Annotated in this window: 15 protein-coding genes; 5 read left to right on the top strand and 10 right to left on the bottom strand. The window is 32.3% G+C overall.

What is annotated here, in order from left to right:
• The first annotated feature begins 249 nt into the window (after positions 1–249).
• The gene (locus DMB65_RS18775; RefSeq protein ID WP_110308172.1) at positions 250–648 is read left to right on the top strand and encodes a hypothetical protein; all 399 of its coding nucleotides are present in this window, start codon (positions 250–252) and stop codon (positions 646–648) included.
• A gap of 19 nt (positions 649–667) precedes the next feature.
• Here DMB65_RS18775 and DMB65_RS18770 read toward each other — a convergent pair whose 3' ends face one another.
• Both DMB65_RS18770 and DMB65_RS18765 read right to left on the bottom strand, forming a co-directional pair.
• Positions 668–1,681: a glycosyltransferase family 9 protein gene (locus DMB65_RS18770; protein WP_110308171.1), complete on the bottom strand. Its 1,014-nt coding sequence runs from the start codon at positions 1,679–1,681 to the stop codon at positions 668–670.
• Positions 1,682–1,724: 43 nt separating this feature from the next.
• Positions 1,725–2,330 (bottom strand): DUF4254 domain-containing protein, encoded by a 606-nt coding sequence (locus tag DMB65_RS18765; RefSeq protein WP_110308166.1) that lies wholly within the window; start codon positions 2,328–2,330, stop codon positions 1,725–1,727.
• 111 nt (positions 2,331–2,441) lie between these two features.
• Here DMB65_RS18765 and upp point away from each other — a divergent pair, with 111 nt between their 5' ends.
• Complete coding sequence (upp, locus tag DMB65_RS18760; protein ID WP_110308165.1) at positions 2,442–3,095, top strand: uracil phosphoribosyltransferase; 654 nt, start codon at positions 2,442–2,444, stop codon at positions 3,093–3,095.
• Here the strand turns inward: upp and DMB65_RS18755 are convergent.
• A complete protein-coding gene (locus DMB65_RS18755) occupies positions 3,090–4,019 on the bottom strand; it encodes a DUF6427 family protein (RefSeq protein ID WP_110308164.1) in 930 nt (309 codons plus the stop codon). The genes upp and DMB65_RS18755 overlap by 6 nt on opposite strands.
• 134 nt (positions 4,020–4,153) lie before the next feature.
• On the opposite strand from DMB65_RS18755, the gene DMB65_RS18750 reads away from it, so the two are divergent.
• A complete protein-coding gene (locus tag DMB65_RS18750; protein ID WP_110308163.1) occupies positions 4,154–4,384 on the top strand; it encodes a DUF6341 family protein in 231 nt (76 codons plus the stop codon).
• Positions 4,385–4,423: 39 nt separating this feature from the next.
• Here DMB65_RS18750 and purD read toward each other — a convergent pair whose 3' ends face one another.
• Entirely contained in the window at positions 4,424–5,698 is a 1,275-nt protein-coding gene (gene purD / locus DMB65_RS18745) for a phosphoribosylamine--glycine ligase (protein ID WP_110308162.1), read from the bottom strand.
• 132 nt (positions 5,699–5,830) lie between these two features.
• Here purD and DMB65_RS18740 point away from each other — a divergent pair, with 132 nt between their 5' ends.
• Entirely contained in the window at positions 5,831–7,141 is a 1,311-nt protein-coding gene (locus tag DMB65_RS18740; RefSeq protein WP_110308161.1) for a phenylacetate--CoA ligase family protein, read from the top strand.
• Between the two features lie 158 nt (positions 7,142–7,299).
• On the opposite strand, the gene DMB65_RS18735 is transcribed toward DMB65_RS18740, so the two are convergent.
• The 6 genes from DMB65_RS18735 to DMB65_RS18710 all read right to left on the bottom strand — a co-directional run bounded on the left by DMB65_RS18735 (position 7,300) and on the right by DMB65_RS18710 (position 14,292).
• On the bottom strand, positions 7,300–8,067 hold the full coding sequence (locus tag DMB65_RS18735; protein WP_110308160.1) for a glycosyltransferase family 2 protein: 768 nt from the start codon (positions 8,065–8,067) through the stop codon (positions 7,300–7,302).
• Positions 8,067–9,419: an exopolysaccharide biosynthesis polyprenyl glycosylphosphotransferase gene (locus tag DMB65_RS18730; protein ID WP_110308159.1), complete on the bottom strand. Its 1,353-nt coding sequence runs from the start codon at positions 9,417–9,419 to the stop codon at positions 8,067–8,069. Before DMB65_RS18730 ends, DMB65_RS18735 begins: the two co-directional genes overlap by 1 nt.
• A complete protein-coding gene (locus DMB65_RS18725) occupies positions 9,420–10,403 on the bottom strand; it encodes a UDP-glucuronic acid decarboxylase family protein (RefSeq protein ID WP_110308158.1) in 984 nt (327 codons plus the stop codon).
• A gap of 91 nt (positions 10,404–10,494) precedes the next feature.
• The gene (locus tag DMB65_RS18720) at positions 10,495–12,171 is read right to left on the bottom strand and encodes a DUF6909 family protein (RefSeq protein ID WP_110308170.1); all 1,677 of its coding nucleotides are present in this window, start codon (positions 12,169–12,171) and stop codon (positions 10,495–10,497) included.
• A gap of 121 nt (positions 12,172–12,292) precedes the next feature.
• A complete protein-coding gene (locus tag DMB65_RS18715) occupies positions 12,293–13,792 on the bottom strand; it encodes a GH3 auxin-responsive promoter family protein (protein WP_110308157.1) in 1,500 nt (499 codons plus the stop codon).
• Between the two features lie 14 nt (positions 13,793–13,806).
• A complete protein-coding gene (locus DMB65_RS18710; protein WP_110308156.1) occupies positions 13,807–14,292 on the bottom strand; it encodes a peptidase in 486 nt (161 codons plus the stop codon).
• 209 nt (positions 14,293–14,501) lie between these two features.
• Here DMB65_RS18710 and tatA point away from each other — a divergent pair, with 209 nt between their 5' ends.
• Positions 14,502–14,678: a twin-arginine translocase TatA/TatE family subunit gene (gene tatA / locus DMB65_RS18705; RefSeq protein ID WP_110308155.1), complete on the top strand. Its 177-nt coding sequence runs from the start codon at positions 14,502–14,504 to the stop codon at positions 14,676–14,678.
• Positions 14,679–14,815 lie beyond the last annotated feature (137 nt).

The raw sequence follows: 14,815 nt of genomic DNA, 5'->3' as shown, positions 1-14,815 counted from the left end.
ATATTTTCCATTTATTGAATTCTAATGACAATACTAAAAAACAAGCTAAAGCAAGATAGAACCTCGTTAAGTATCTAAAAATATACAATATTTAACAAAACGAAATTATTTATCGGACAACAATGAAAAATATTCTTAAAATTTACTATCTTAGTACTAAGATTAAAAACTATTGCAATTTTATTTTCTCAAAAACAAATTTGTAAAAGCTATATCTGATTGTCAACACGTTTAAAAACATTAACTATTATGGCAATGCATTATTACCTTCGTCTGTCTTTTATATTACTTTTTGTAGTAACATCTATTTTTTGTGTGTACTTTATAATAAAAAAAAGAAGAAACAAAAAAGCACCTAAACAGCTTTCAAAAGAAAAATATACTTCATCAATGATTGAAGGGATGGCAGAAATATCAGTTTCTAATGATAGTTTCTTTAATATTTGGCCCTATATAAATGAATTAAAAGCAGCGAAAATTTTATCGAATAAAATTAAGGAATCTGAATTGATATATAAAGTATACAGAAACGCTAACGAAAATTTTGAACACATTTTACTCACTACTGAAAAAGAAAATCATTTTGTTAAAGTTGTAGTTGACAGAAATAAAAAGAAACCTATGGGATATCTTTTGCTTGATTTATAAAAAACTTAAATTCTAAGATTTATTTTGAAAATTGTTCTTCTATTTTAGCAATTACGTCTTTCGAGGAAATTGTTCTCATAACATCCTCATAACCTTCAACAATCTTATTTCCGTATACGGATGTTGGTAGCTTTGGATATTGATTTCTGTCTGAAGTCAGAGCATTTTCAAAACTTTGATTGAATGGTAAAAACCCGGCATACGGATGTGTAGCCCCCCAAAGTGTTACCACTTTTACTCCGAGCATTGCCGCAATATGTGCATTTCCGGAATCCATAGAAAGCATTACGTCCAGATTGCTGATTAAGTGTAATTCCTGCTGGAATTTGATTTTTCCGGCCATGTTTATTACATTTTCAAAAGGCTGTGATAGCGAATCCAGAATTTCGATTTCTTTTTTTCCACCACCAAAAAGAAGGATTTTAAAATTTTGATTTTCAGCCAATTTCGAAATAACTTCCGTCATTAAATCAATAGGATAAACTTTAGAATCATATTGTGCAAAGGGCGCAATTCCAATTAATTTTTGATTTTGGTTTCCGATAATTTCTAAAATATCTGAACTCAAATTTGCCTTTTCAGGAAATTCCGGGTTAGATAAATCTAATGAAAAACCAAGTTCTTCAAACACTTTTGCATGTCTTTCGAACATCGTTGGTAATGGTTTGAAAATCTTATTTTTAGAACGGGTTAATTCTTTTTTTCCTTCTCTTCCTTTATCGACTGTGGCTCTTTTTTTTCCGCTTAAAGCGAAAAGAAAACTCACAACCTTGGATCTTAGAACATTATGAAGATCTGCAAAAGCGTCAATTTTGAACTTTTTTACATCTTTATATAATCTCAAAAGTCCCGGAAAACCTTTATGTCTTTGTCTTTCATCAAATGCAAAAAACTCCAGATTAGGAATCCCTTCAAAAAAAGGTTTAAAAAAAGGACGTGAAATTACGGTCAATTTTACATCTGGATACTGTTTTACAAAAGCACGTAAAACAGGAACCGTCATGGCGACATCTCCCATTGCGGATAGTCTCATGACGGCTATATGCTTGATTCTGTTGTTTGACAACTCTGCCAAATTATTTTTTATTTTGGTATAAAACCGGATTCAATTCGTCATCATTGTACATTTTCATCTGTTTGTACACTTTCATGAATTTTTCTCCTGTCTCAATGTCTGTCAGTAATTCTTCAATTGCTGTAGATAAATCTGTTCTTTGTTCCAAAAGAATGTTTAATTTTTCCTGACATTTATCTCTGTGTTCCTGTGTAGCTTCAGCTCTTGTAGCTTCTTCATTCATGTGATAAATCTTCAAAGCCAGAATAGACAATCTGTCAAATGCCCATGCCGGACTTTCTGAGTTAATTTTTGCTCCGTCTTTTGCTTTTACATGACTGTATTTCTGCAAAAAGTAACTATCAATATATTCCACCATATCAGTACGTTCCTGATTAGAAGCATCAATTTTTCTTTTCAAAGTCAAAGCCGCTACCGGGTCAATTTGCGGATCACGAATAATATCTTCATAATGCCATTGAACAGTGTCTATCCAGTTTTTTAAATACAATAAATGTTCAAATTTGTCTTTTGGAAATGGATTGTTTATCGGTTGATCAACGCTGTCAAATTGGTGATAATCTTTGATGCTTTGTTCGAAAACAGAATATGCTAATTTTGAAAACATGTCTTTATTTTTTAGAGATACAAAGATACTTTTTATACTTTTATAGTACGAAAAAAACCAATAATTTTTCGTCCCGGTATTCTTTACCGTTAATCATTCTAAAAACCTATTATGAAAATTCACAACATCTCTGAAAATAATAGTGTGCTCAATCACTTTTTAGGACAAATCAGAAACATAAATATTCAGAACGACAGCATGCGTTTTCGAAGAAATATTGAACGAATTGGAGAAATTATGGCGTATGAACTTAGTAAAAATCTTTCGTATAAAAACGTAGAAATTCAAACGCCGCTTGGTATTAAAAAAACGACTGAAATTGAAAATGATTTAGTCTTATGTTCTATTTTGAGAGCCGGACTACCACTTCATAATGGTTTTTTAAATTATTTTGACTGGGCCGAAAATAGTTTTGTTTCAGCCTCCAGACATCATCCGAATAATGATGATGCTTTTGAAATTTTAGTCGAGTATCAGGCGCTTTCGAACCTAAACAATAAAACTGTTTTGCTTCTTGATCCGATGCTGGCAACTGGTCAGTCTATTGTTGCTGTTCATGAAAAATTAGTTCAGAATGCTTTTCCTAAAGAAATTCATATTGTAGTGGTCATTGCTGCACCAGAAGGAATTGCTTATCTCGAAAAAAACCTTCCTGAAAACTGCCATTTATGGGTTGCTGCCCTTGACGAAAAATTAAACGACAAAAACTACATAGCTCCCGGACTTGGCGATGCCGGCGATCTTGCTTACGGAAACAAATTATAATTGAGAGAAAAAAGTAAACAAACTGCAGCAGATAAGCACATAAAATACAATTTCTTTATTTAGTTTTTGCTGCATATATTCGATACTACTCGATGCCATAATGGTCAAAGGTGTAATACTGAACAACAACAAATCATTGCTTTTGTTTGGTGAAAGAATGAAAACGAAAACAGCGATAAAAAAACAAGCGATTACCTTTTTGTATGAAATATGCACAATTTGTGGTCTGTCTGATAAGGTTGTTAACATAAAAACTACAAAAAACAAAACGACTGAAACATAAATTGAAAATGCTCCGTTTTCGTAATTATTTTTAAAATAATCAATTCTTAAATCAATTACCGCCCTTTCCCGGATAAAATGTACAGCATCAAAATTGAAAATTAATGATGTCGTTAAAAATAATAAAGCAACTGCAAAAAGAGCAATAAATGGTAAAATCCAATTTCTATAATCCCTGGATACATGGAAGATTATGGAAATAAAAACCAATACCAGGAAAAGAACACTCCAAAATTGAAATAACGAAGCTACTAAAATCCAGAAAGAGGCATCGAATATTTTTTCTTTTGAAGCCTTTAACGATTGTAAGGAAATTAATCTTCGGAGTGCCAATAATAGAAAAAAGTTGGCATATATAACATTCGCATTATTGAGTATTGTTGGGAAAAACAGGATGAACAATAAATAGAAAAGTATTGCGTATCCGTTGTCTTTACTGAGTCCGTTCTTCTTAACGATAAAATTTATCAGAAAAAAAGAAGCCAGTACAAAGCACAATAAACTTATTTTTTGAAACACCAAAAAATAAGAACTCATCCATGATGGTTCCTGGGTTTGAAACGTAAAAAAGAAAACCAGTATTAAAATTACAACCAAAGAATAATTTAATGGTGTAGATTTTTTAAAAACACTTGTTATCATAAGGATATTTTATACTTTTGTGACTGTAAATATAATACTTGTTTAAAAAGGAAAACCCAACAAGTTGAAAAGATTCTTCATTCGAATTTATTTCAATGCGTTAAAACAATAATAACATATAATTTTATAAAATTATGACAGCTTTTTTCGAAGGAATTCAATACTTATTCGTTAACATTTTGTTTGCTCCTCTTGACTTTTTACGTCGTTTGGAATTAATCACATGGTTTGGTGCAAACACTATCAACTGGATTTTCATGATTATCTGCTCTGTAGCAATTGTATACTGGATTAAACAATTACGCATTTTTGATGATGCCGGAACAGAAAATCAGGATACAACGGCTCATTCATTTTTAAAATAATAAAAACCAAGCCCTTAATTAAAAGGGCTGGTACATTATTTAAATTAAATCGAAGCCAATATCTTTTCTAAAATACATCTTATCAAAATTTAGTTTGTCTATGTTTTGGTAAGATTTTTTTATGGCCTGTTGGAAATCATCTCCATAAGATGTTATTGTCAATACACGTCCTCCATTACTAACAACATTTTCGTTATCTAATTTTGTACCTGCATGAAAAACAATAGAATTTGTAATATTTTCTAATCCTGTAATTACTTTTCCTTTTTCAAACTCTTCTGGGTATCCACCAGAAACGACCATAATGGTAGTTGCACTTCTTGGATCAACCTCTAGTTCAAAAGAATCTAATTTCTGATCTGCTACAGATAAGAACAATTCGACCAAATCAGATTTTAATCGCGGAATTACAACTTCAGTTTCCGGATCACCCATTCTTACGTTGTATTCAATAACGATTGGTTCGTTTTTCACATTGATCAAACCAATAAATACAAAACCTTTATATTCGATTCCGTCTTTTTGGAAACCTTCTATTGTTGGTTTTACAATTCTGGTCTCGATTTTTTCCATCAAAACAGCATCAACATAAGGAACTGGAGAAACTGCTCCCATTCCGCCTGTGTTTAATCCTGTATCACCTTCTCCAATTCTTTTATAATCTTTTGCTGTTGGAAGAATTTTATAGCTTTTTCCATCAGTCAGAACAAAGCAACTTAATTCGATTCCATCCAGAAATTCTTCAATGACAACTTTAGAACTTGCTGCTCCAAATTTTTCGTGAACCAACATGTTTCGTAATTCTGTTTTCGCTTCTTCAAGATCGTGAATAATCAAAACTCCTTTTCCAGCTGCCAAACCATCAGCTTTTAAAACGTATGGTGGTTGTAAGGTTTCTAAGAACTCACATCCCTGTTCTACTGTTGCTGCAGTAAAACTGTCATAAGCAGCAGTTGGAATGTTGTGTTTTATCAGGAATTCTTTAGCAAATTCTTTACTTCCTTCTAGTTGTGCCCCAAGTTTTGATGGTCCAATAACCGGAATATGTTTTAAACTCTCATCGTTTTTAAAATAATCATAAATACCTTTTACCAACGGATCTTCCGGTCCAACCACTACTAAACTTATATTTTCTTTAAGAACAAGTGCTTTTACAGCTTCAAAATCTGTTGGAGCAATCGCTACGTTTTCAGCAATAGAAGCAGTTCCGGCGTTTCCAGGTGCAACAAAAAGTTTTTCACAAAGCGGACTCTGAATCATTTTCCATGCAAATGCATGCTCTCTTCCGCCTGATCCCAATAATAAAATTGTCATGGTATAGTTATATTTAGTTGTGGTGCAAAAATAATTGCTTTTGAACGGAAAAAATAATTAAATCTTAAAAAGTTACTGATTCTTCTCTATTAGTAATTTGATAATATTATTTTTGATGAAAAATACCCTTTAATGATTTCTATTTTTGATATTTCGCTGCAATTAAATGGCTTTCCAATAAAGAAAGCAAAAGCCGAATTGGATGGGATTGTGAATTTTTCTGAAGACGATTATCTGGTATTTCTTCAAAATAAAAAAGAAGAAATAGTTACTTTTCATATACAAAATAACACTTTTTATCAGGAATTAACCGGAAACAAAAAAATTGAAAAATGGGAAGACCTGCCCATTCTGAACAAACAAAATTTACAAAAACCACTCGAAGAAAGGCTTTCAAATGGCTATTCTAAAAAAAATATTTACCTCAACAAAACCTCCGGATCAAGCGGAACGCCGTTTGTTTTTGCAAAAGATAAATATTCGCACGCTTTGACCTGGGCTTCCAATATAATGCGTTTCGGGTGGTTTGGGATTGATTTTAATAATTCGTACCAAGCGCGTTTTTACGGTATTCCGATGGATTTTATTGGTTATCAAAAAGAACGTTTTAAAGATTTTTTAAGCCGCCGTTTCCGTTTTCCTGTTTTTAATTTATCTGATGAAGTTCTGGAGAAATTTCTGTATAAATTTAAAACTAAAAAATTCGATTATATAAATGGTTATACGAGTTCGATCGTTTTATTTGCCAAATATTTAGAAAATAAAAATATCATTTTAAAAGAAATCTGCCCGACATTAAAAGGTTGTTTTGTTACTTCGGAGATGCTGTTTGAATCGGATAAAAAGCTTCTGGAAAAACAATTTGATCTTCCGGTAATCAATGAATATGGTGCTTCAGAACTGGATCTAATTGCTTTTGAAAATCCTCAGGGAGAATGGCAGGTAAATGCTGAAACATTATTTGTCGAAATTTTAGATGAAAACAATAATGCTGTTCCAAACGGGACCGAAGGCAAAATTGTAATTACTTCCTTATTCAACAAGGCAAATCCTTTCATAAGATATGAAATTGGCGATATTGGAATTCTCGATGAAAAGAGCACCCCTCAAAAACCAATTCTAAAAAAGCTTATTGGAAGAACCAATGATGTTGCGATTTTACCAAGCGGCAAAAAATCTCCCGGTCTTACCTTTTATTATGTTACCAAAAGTATTATTGAAGACGACGGAAATGTAAAAGAATTCATCATCAAACAAACCAAATTAGATACTTTTGAAATTGAATATGTAAGTGAAAAAGAATTAGATACCAATCAAATTAAGAAAATTGAGCAAGCAATTACATTGTATTTAGAGCCTAATTTAAACTTCGGCTTTACCCGGAAAGATGTTCTGGAAAGAACTAATCGAGGAAAATTAAAACAATTTAAATCCCTTCTTTAATTATACTTTTATGATTAAAACTTATGGACGCTCAATCTTTACTTTCAGAATCAACTTACCGAAAATGAATTCGAAAACTTGAAGTCGCAAATTTCAGTTTCAAATATAATAAAATTCAAAAATTGGAGTTTGTAAATTACGACCTCAAAAACGAAATATTAATTCTTCTTTATATATAGAGGTTTAAGAACCAACTGCGTAAACAAAAACCTCATCATTAATAAAACAGCAACCACAAAATTATATCCGTGAAATTGGCTGTAAACACCAAAATTGTGTTTAATCAATTTAAATTTTGAAGATGAAACAGAATCCTTTCTAATTCTGTAAAAAGCCAGAGATTCCGGAACTGGTTTTGCCGTTTTTATTTGTTTTAAGATTGTAAGCCATATTCTCCAGTCCTGACGTTTTTGTGACGTTTCGAGAATAATTTTTCCAAAATAATCTGCATCGTAAATGGCGGTTAAGTTGCCAACATAATTACAGAAAAACAGTTCTTTATAACTTAATGGATTTGGCGATTCAACTTTTCTGTTTAAATTATTTCCTTCTTCGTCAATAGTATCGTAAAAACTAAAAGTAAAGTGTGAATTATTTGCTGTTAAAAACTGAATTTGCTTTTCCAGCTTCTCCGGAAACCATAAATCATCGGCATCTAAGTAGGCAATATATTTTCCACTGGCTTTTTCTAATGCAGCGTTTCTGGCAAAACCGTTTCCGTAATTTTTTGGTAATCTAAAGAGTTTTATTCTGCTGTCTTTTTGAGCAAATTCCTCAATTATAACAACCGTATTATCAGTTGAGGCATCGTCGGCCAGAATCATTTCCCAGTTTTGATAACTTTGATTTATTACCGATTGCAAGGTTTCCCGAATATATTTTTCGGCATTAAATGTGGGCGTTATAATAGAAACTAACTCAGTCATTAATATGCTTTTTCATCTCCTTTGATAATATGATAAATGGTAATTAAAATAATTTTTAAATCCAATAAAATAGACCAGTTTTCAATATAAAAAATATCATATTTTACGCGGTTAATAATATCATAATCAGATTCGATTTCTCCTCTGAAACCTTTTGTCTGAGCTAAACCGGTAATCCCGGGTTTTATAAAATGACGTACCATAAATTTATCTACCTTAAGTACATATTCCTGATTATAAAGTACCATATGTGGCCGGGGTCCAACTACGGACATATCTCCAATCAAAACATTAAAAAACTGAGGCAGTTCATCAATACTGGTTTTTCTGATAAACCTTCCAATTTTAGTAACTCTGGGATCGTTTTTAGAAACCTGGTTTGTATAGATTTCATCATTCATTTCCATTGATCTGAACTTATAACAATTGAATTCCTTGTTGTTAAGTCCATTACGTTTTTGCCGTAATAAAACAGGCCCTTTTGATTCCAGTTTTATTAAAATTCCTAAAATTGGAAGAATCCAGGAAAGTACACCAACAATTATTACTATTGAAAAAATAATATCGAAAGCACGTTTCATTACTTTATATAAATTTTCGTCCAATCGAATACTTCTGAGTGCAATTACAGGAATATAATCATAATATTCTAAGATGAAATTTCTAAAAAATATTTGATTCCCTTCTGGTATGAATTTCAATGTCTTTAAATTACTATCCGCAAAATCAATAATTTTATTCATCTGATCCTCAGATAAACCCACGGTAGAACAATACATTTCGTCCATTTGTGTTTTTAGAACGAATTCGAGCATTTCTTCTATATGTTCTTTTTTTATTTCTTCATATTCAAATACATGAATGAGTTCATATCCATAATCCGGATTTTCAGTAAAAAAATGTCTTAATGGTGAAATGCTGGCATTATTTCCTAATAGCACAACCCTCCTGTGATTCCCACCAAAAACAACCCTATAAGTCTGAAGAAAATAATATATTGAAAACTTTATGAATAAAATCAGAATAAATATAAACCATAAATAAAATACCAAAGTCCTAAAGCTGGTTTCATTTGCATAAAAAAAAGCCAATGCAAAAACTACAAAACCAAATAAACAGGCCTGTTTTAAAGCACAATTTAAAATTGAAATAACTTTGGTATAGCGATATACTTCGTAAAAACCTAAATCTGAAGCAATTCCGATCCATCCTACATTCAATACCAGTAAAAATAAAATATTATCAGAGGGAAAATGAGCAATATATACCGCAAAAAAATTGATAATAAGCAGATCTATCAAATAGGAGAATGGCCGGATATAGCCTGAATATTTTCCTGTTTTTGTCCGCATCTATTTTATATAATTTGAAAAATCCTTATGTTCTTCTTTTGAAAGTTCTTCTTTTGAAAGTGATTTGAAATAATTATAAGTAATTTTCATTCCCTCGGCACGGTTGACTTTGGCCTCCCAACCCAGCAATTCTTTTGCTTTTGTAATATCCGGCTGACGCTGCAAAGGATCGTTTATCGGTAAAGGATGATAGACTACTTTTTGGCTGGTCCCCGTAAGTTTTATAATTTCTTCAGCAAAATCCCTGATAGTGATTTCATCAGGATTTCCAATATTTACGGGATATACATAATCTGAATGTAACAATCTGAAGATGCCCTCAACCTGATCGTCTACATAACAAAATGAGCGGGTTTGCATTCCATCTCCAAAAATGGTTAAATCTTCTCCACGAAGTGCCTGTCCGATAAAAGCCGGAATTACACGACCGTCATTAAGGCGCATTCTTGGTCCGTAAGTATTAAAAATACGAACAATCCTGGTTTCAACACCATGAAAAGTATGATATGCCATGGTTATGGATTCCTGAAAACGTTTTGCTTCATCATAAACCCCGCGTGGTCCGATGGTATTTACATTTCCGTAATATTCTTCTGTTTGCGGATGTACTAAAGGATCTCCGTATACTTCAGAAGTAGAAGCAATTAAAATCCTTGCTTTTTTTACACGAGCTAAACCTAATAAATTGTGGGTTCCTAATGATCCTACTTTTAGGGTTTGAATTGGAATTTTTAAATAATCAATTGGACTTGCAGGCGATGCAAAATGCAAAATATAATCTAAGTTGCCCGGAATATGAACAAACTTTGTGATGTCATGATGGTAAAACTCAAAATGCTCTAATTTGAATAAATGTTCAATATTTTTAAGATCTCCGGTAATCAGATTATCCATTCCGATAACATAATAACCTTCTTTGATAAATCTGTCGCACAAATGCGATCCTAAAAATCCTGCAGCACCTGTAATAAGTATTCTTTTCATATTGATTTGTTTCCGGGAGCAAATTTACTTTTTTCAATCAAAATAAATTTAACATTTTCTTTTTTTCTATAACTGCCTAAATTTCTAATATTTAATTATTTAAAATTTGTTCCAGTATTTTAATTGTAATTAAATAGGTTGGCTTTACCCCTGTGGTTCCTAAACCTCCTGAGGCCAGAGTACTTCCGGTTTCTAGGGGATTATCAGAAGCATAATAGGCATATCGAACCTTAATATCATGTGGCACACTTTTTCTGATTTTTGAAGCCGACTGTATGGCTTTTTGGTAATAAGAACCTTCCATTTCAAGGCCAATTACACCCCATGTTGATTCATGAAAGAATTTTAATAATTCCCTGTTTTGCAAGGAAGTCCCTAAAACGGTAACCATTGCGCCTTCAAAAACGGCAATATCATTTCCTTCAAACATGGCACCTGTTAATTCATTTTCGAAGAAATAATTATCGGCCGTCCCTTCATTTATATGCGCTGAAGGAATCATGATGTCTCCTTTTCCTCCTTCCAGGATTCCTGCCTTGCCCATTATCGAAACTGATTTTACATTCAATAACGTTTCTTTTTTATACGGTTTCAAAAGCTCGTCAATTGTTTCATAAGCCTGTTCGCCAAATGCATAATCCATTACAATAATAACGGGTTTTTCTTCACCGAATTTCGTTTTTGGAAAAGCTGTTTTGGCCCAGTCAATTTTGGCTGTATCAAAAATCTGAACATCGATATTGGTTCCTGAAGTGTCAGGCAACGAAATCATTCCGTTTTTTATAGCCAGTTCTTCTACAATAGCTCTGGTTTCCTTAGCTGCAGATTTGCTCAACTCTTCATAAATAAAAAAATCAGATTTGTCCTTGAATTTTGGTTTCAGCAATGGTGTAGCAAAAATGGAATTCATTACACTGTGCATATTGGCGCTTATAATGTGAATTGGTCTCTTTAAAAGATCGTTTGCCTTTAAAACCTCTTTAATGTTTGTTGCCCAGATTTCGCCATGAATGTGATGTCCTAGCCGTTCTCTTAAAACAGGGCTAAAAGTAATCGTTCTTTTGTTATTGTCGATCATTTCTTCAATGGCTAATTTGCCAAGCCAGTAAATCACATGCAGAAAACGATCCGGGGCGTTTTCAGATCCAAAAGATTCATAAATATCTAAAACTTCTTCAAAAGTTCTCCCTAAGATATTGGCCACATGCGAAATTGTTTTTTCTTTTTCGACCAAAGACAATTTTTTGGTTTGCATTATGGCTTGCTCTAATTTTAACCAGTCACGCGATACTTCGCCTCCATCGTCTAATAAAACCCTGTTTTTAATTTTATGGGATTCAATGAAAATAAAAGTCAAGTGTGTCAGAATATCATAAATATCAGAACGTCCCCGGGTAATTTCGACATTCATTTGTTCTTCATCAATGCGGTAACAATTTCTTTTTCTTTTTGGAGGAACAATCGGCTGAAAATGGGATTTAGAATACCCTTCATCCGAAGTTAAATTGATAAAACGGCATTGTTCGATTCCTATTGGAAGACGTTCTATAACGTACAAAAGTCCGTTTAATTCTACTTTTTCTTCGCCTATATTTCCGTAAATTTCAGGACGCAATGCTAATAAGGATTCGCGCAGGCTGTCACCAGAAACTCCCATCGGTTTATAAAAACCCCGGTTGAAGAGATGGCGCATTGTAATGTACATTTTTTCAATTGCTGCAGATGATTCCTGCGCTCTTGATCTGGATATATGTTTGGTTTCTTTCATGTCTTTTATTTTAAAATCTTTTTTGAGAAGATAATTCAAGGTATTTAATTTAAACGAAAATAAAAAATTATATCCTGAATTTTAGAAAATTAGTATTTATCAAATTGTTAGAAAAGATTTGTCAAAAATCTGATTCTCTTTTCAAATTATCCGCAATTTTCCTGTCATTCGACAACCTTGGAATTTTATTCTGACCACCTAATTTCCCTTGTGATTTCATGTATTCCTGAAAACCATTTTTTGAAATTTTTGTTACAACCACTTTTTGCAAAACATTACCTGTAATCAAATCATCATAATAAATGTTTTGTTTTCGCATTGAATCATCTATTGCTTCAACAAACGTTTTTATATTTTCAGGCTCATTTTCAAATTCAATCAACCATTCATGATAAGGTAATCCGCTCGCTGGGGTAATTTGCGGTGCAACGGTAAATTCGTTTATGACAATATTCGTTCCGGCTGTGGCTTCTTTCATAGCATTTTCAACTTCATTGGCAATTACGTGTTCTCCAAAAGCCGAAATATAATGCTTGATACGCCCCGAAACAATAACACGATAGGGTTTCAGAGATGTAAACTGAACCGTATCGCCAATATTATAACCCCAAAGTCCGGCATTTGTAGATATAATAAGAGCATAATTTACACCCAACTCAACTTCGCCGATGGTAAATCGTTTTGGATTTTCGGTAAAAAATTCATCGGCTTTTATGAATTCGTAAAAAATTCCGGAATTCAAAAGCAAAAGCATTCCTTTTTCTTTTTGAGAATCCTGATAGGCAAAAAAACCTTCCGAAGCCGGAAATAACTCAATACTATCCACTTTTTTACCAATTATTTGTTCAAACTTCGCCCGGTAAGGTTCATAATTAACGCCTCCGTAAATAAACAGATTGAAATTTTTGAATATCTCGCTAATTTTTTTTCCTCCGCTTTTTTCCTGTAATTTTTCAAAATACATCTGAACCCAGGACGGAATTCCTGATATCACAGACATATCTTCTTTAATCGTTTCGTCAACAATTGCATTTACTTTAGTTTCCCAGTCTTCAATGCAATTGGTTTCCCAGGATGGCATTCTGTTTCTCTGCAAATATTTTGGAACAAAATGCGCTACAATTCCCGAAAGCCTTCCAAAATTAATTCCGTGCTTCTCATTTAAAATCGGGCTTCCCTGCAAAAAAATCATCTTACCATCAACAAAATCTGCATTTCCGGTTTCGTTGATATAATGCAAAATAGCATTTCGCGCGGCCTTAATATGAGAAGGCATGGATTCCTTGGTAAGCGGAATATACTTGGCTCCGGATGTGGTTCCTGAAGTTTTGGCAAAATAAATGGGCTTTCCTTTCCAGAGAATATTTTCCTGACCTGTTTTTACTTTTTCGATATAGGTTTTTAAATCTTCATAATCCCGAATGGGAACATTATTTTGAAAATCTGCTATTGTTTTTATGGTATCAAAATGATGATCTTTTCCAAACTCAGTTGCTTTTGCGTTTTTGATCAAATCATTAAAAACGTTAAGCTGTGTCTCAACTGGTTTATAAGCCCACACCTTTGTTTGATTGTATATTTTTCGGGCAAATATTTTTGCTGCTATCGATTTAATTGACATTTTATGTGATATTATTACTTTTTGTTTGCTTTGTTTTCATCCGACTCTTTTTCAATTTTGGCAACTTCTTCCCTAAGTTTAATTTCTTCTTCAGAAGCCTTCATATTTGTTTCCGGAATCTCCTCAGATTCTGATAAAATAGAGTCTTTATTAAACTTAGCATATTCTAATTTGCCGTTCAATACCTTTTGAATTGATTTGATATAGGCCTCATTTTTCTTTAATGAAGTTGTCAATGAATCCGATTTTATGGCTAGTTCTAAAGCATTCTTTTTTAATTGTGTAGACGAATATCCGGGAATAAATTCACGCAAAGGTGTAAAAGCAATGATAAAAGTAGTAATGAGAATTAAGAATATTCCGCCTAAAGAAAAAACAACAAAAACATTCATTAATGTAAGTCTGAACGAAAAGATTTCTTCAAATGTATCTTCATTCAAAATAACCAATCGGTTTTTAATGAATAATTTTTTTCTAAAGTTCTTTTTTTTCTTAGTCATTGCGGATATTTATATACGCAAATATACTAATTAATACCCTTGTTCGTCTGGGTGAAATTTTATACGAAACAGTTATTTTTTTATTTTATAAAATATTTAACGCTGTAATATACAAACATTTTAATTCAAAAACTCTTGTTGTTCGTATATTCTGTATACATTTGCAACAAAAATTTATATAAATTGCTTCGGCATTAATTTTATTATTTATGGGAAGATTTGGCGTAACAGAAATCCTTATTATATTGGCAGTTGTTTTATTACTTTTTGGAGGTAAAAAAATTCCAGAATTAATGAAAGGACTAGGAAGCGGAATTAAAGAATTTAAAAACGCTGCCAAAGACGATCAACCTGCTGCTAAAAAAGAAGAAGAAGAAGTTAAATAAACTTATCACAAAAAATATTATTCCAACTAAAATTCATGAATTTTAGTTGGTTTTTTTTAACTTTATTTTTTTCACATTTATGTTTTGTCACTGCTACTATAGACATTCGGGAACTTAAATGATAATTACGATTTCAG

Source organism: Flavobacterium cheongpyeongense (assembly GCF_003202435.1).
Lineage (GTDB): Bacteria > Bacteroidota > Bacteroidia > Flavobacteriales > Flavobacteriaceae > Flavobacterium > Flavobacterium cheongpyeongense.
The sequence above is the reverse complement of the archived record's forward strand: the minus strand, read 5'-3'. Positions and strand labels throughout refer to the sequence as shown.

Excerpts from the sequence above, each read along its gene's own strand:
- DMB65_RS18775 (WP_110308172.1), top strand. The coding sequence starts at position 250 with ATGGCAATGCATTATTACCTTCGTCTGTCTTTTATATTACTTTTTGTA.
- DMB65_RS18710 (WP_110308156.1), bottom strand. The coding sequence starts at position 14,292 with ATGACTAAGAAAAAAAAGAACTTTAGAAAAAAATTATTCATTAAAAAC.
- DMB65_RS18735 (WP_110308160.1), bottom strand. The coding sequence starts at position 8,067 with ATGACTGAGTTAGTTTCTATTATAACGCCCACATTTAATGCCGAAAAA.
- upp (WP_110308165.1), top strand. The coding sequence starts at position 2,442 with ATGAAAATTCACAACATCTCTGAAAATAATAGTGTGCTCAATCACTTT.
- DMB65_RS18750 (WP_110308163.1), top strand. The coding sequence starts at position 4,154 with ATGACAGCTTTTTTCGAAGGAATTCAATACTTATTCGTTAACATTTTG.
- DMB65_RS18755 (WP_110308164.1), bottom strand. The coding sequence starts at position 4,019 with ATGATAACAAGTGTTTTTAAAAAATCTACACCATTAAATTATTCTTTG.
- DMB65_RS18765 (WP_110308166.1), bottom strand. The coding sequence starts at position 2,330 with ATGTTTTCAAAATTAGCATATTCTGTTTTCGAACAAAGCATCAAAGAT.
- DMB65_RS18715 (WP_110308157.1), bottom strand. The coding sequence starts at position 13,792 with ATGTCAATTAAATCGATAGCAGCAAAAATATTTGCCCGAAAAATATAC.
- DMB65_RS18740 (WP_110308161.1), top strand. The coding sequence starts at position 5,831 with ATGATTTCTATTTTTGATATTTCGCTGCAATTAAATGGCTTTCCAATA.
- DMB65_RS18770 (WP_110308171.1), bottom strand. The coding sequence starts at position 1,681 with ATGAGACTATCCGCAATGGGAGATGTCGCCATGACGGTTCCTGTTTTA.
- DMB65_RS18730 (WP_110308159.1), bottom strand. The coding sequence starts at position 9,419 with ATGCGGACAAAAACAGGAAAATATTCAGGCTATATCCGGCCATTCTCC.
- DMB65_RS18725 (WP_110308158.1), bottom strand. The coding sequence starts at position 10,403 with ATGAAAAGAATACTTATTACAGGTGCTGCAGGATTTTTAGGATCGCAT.
- purD (WP_110308162.1), bottom strand. The coding sequence starts at position 5,698 with ATGACAATTTTATTATTGGGATCAGGCGGAAGAGAGCATGCATTTGCA.
- DMB65_RS18720 (WP_110308170.1), bottom strand. The coding sequence starts at position 12,171 with ATGAAAGAAACCAAACATATATCCAGATCAAGAGCGCAGGAATCATCT.
- tatA (WP_110308155.1), top strand. The coding sequence starts at position 14,502 with ATGGGAAGATTTGGCGTAACAGAAATCCTTATTATATTGGCAGTTGTT.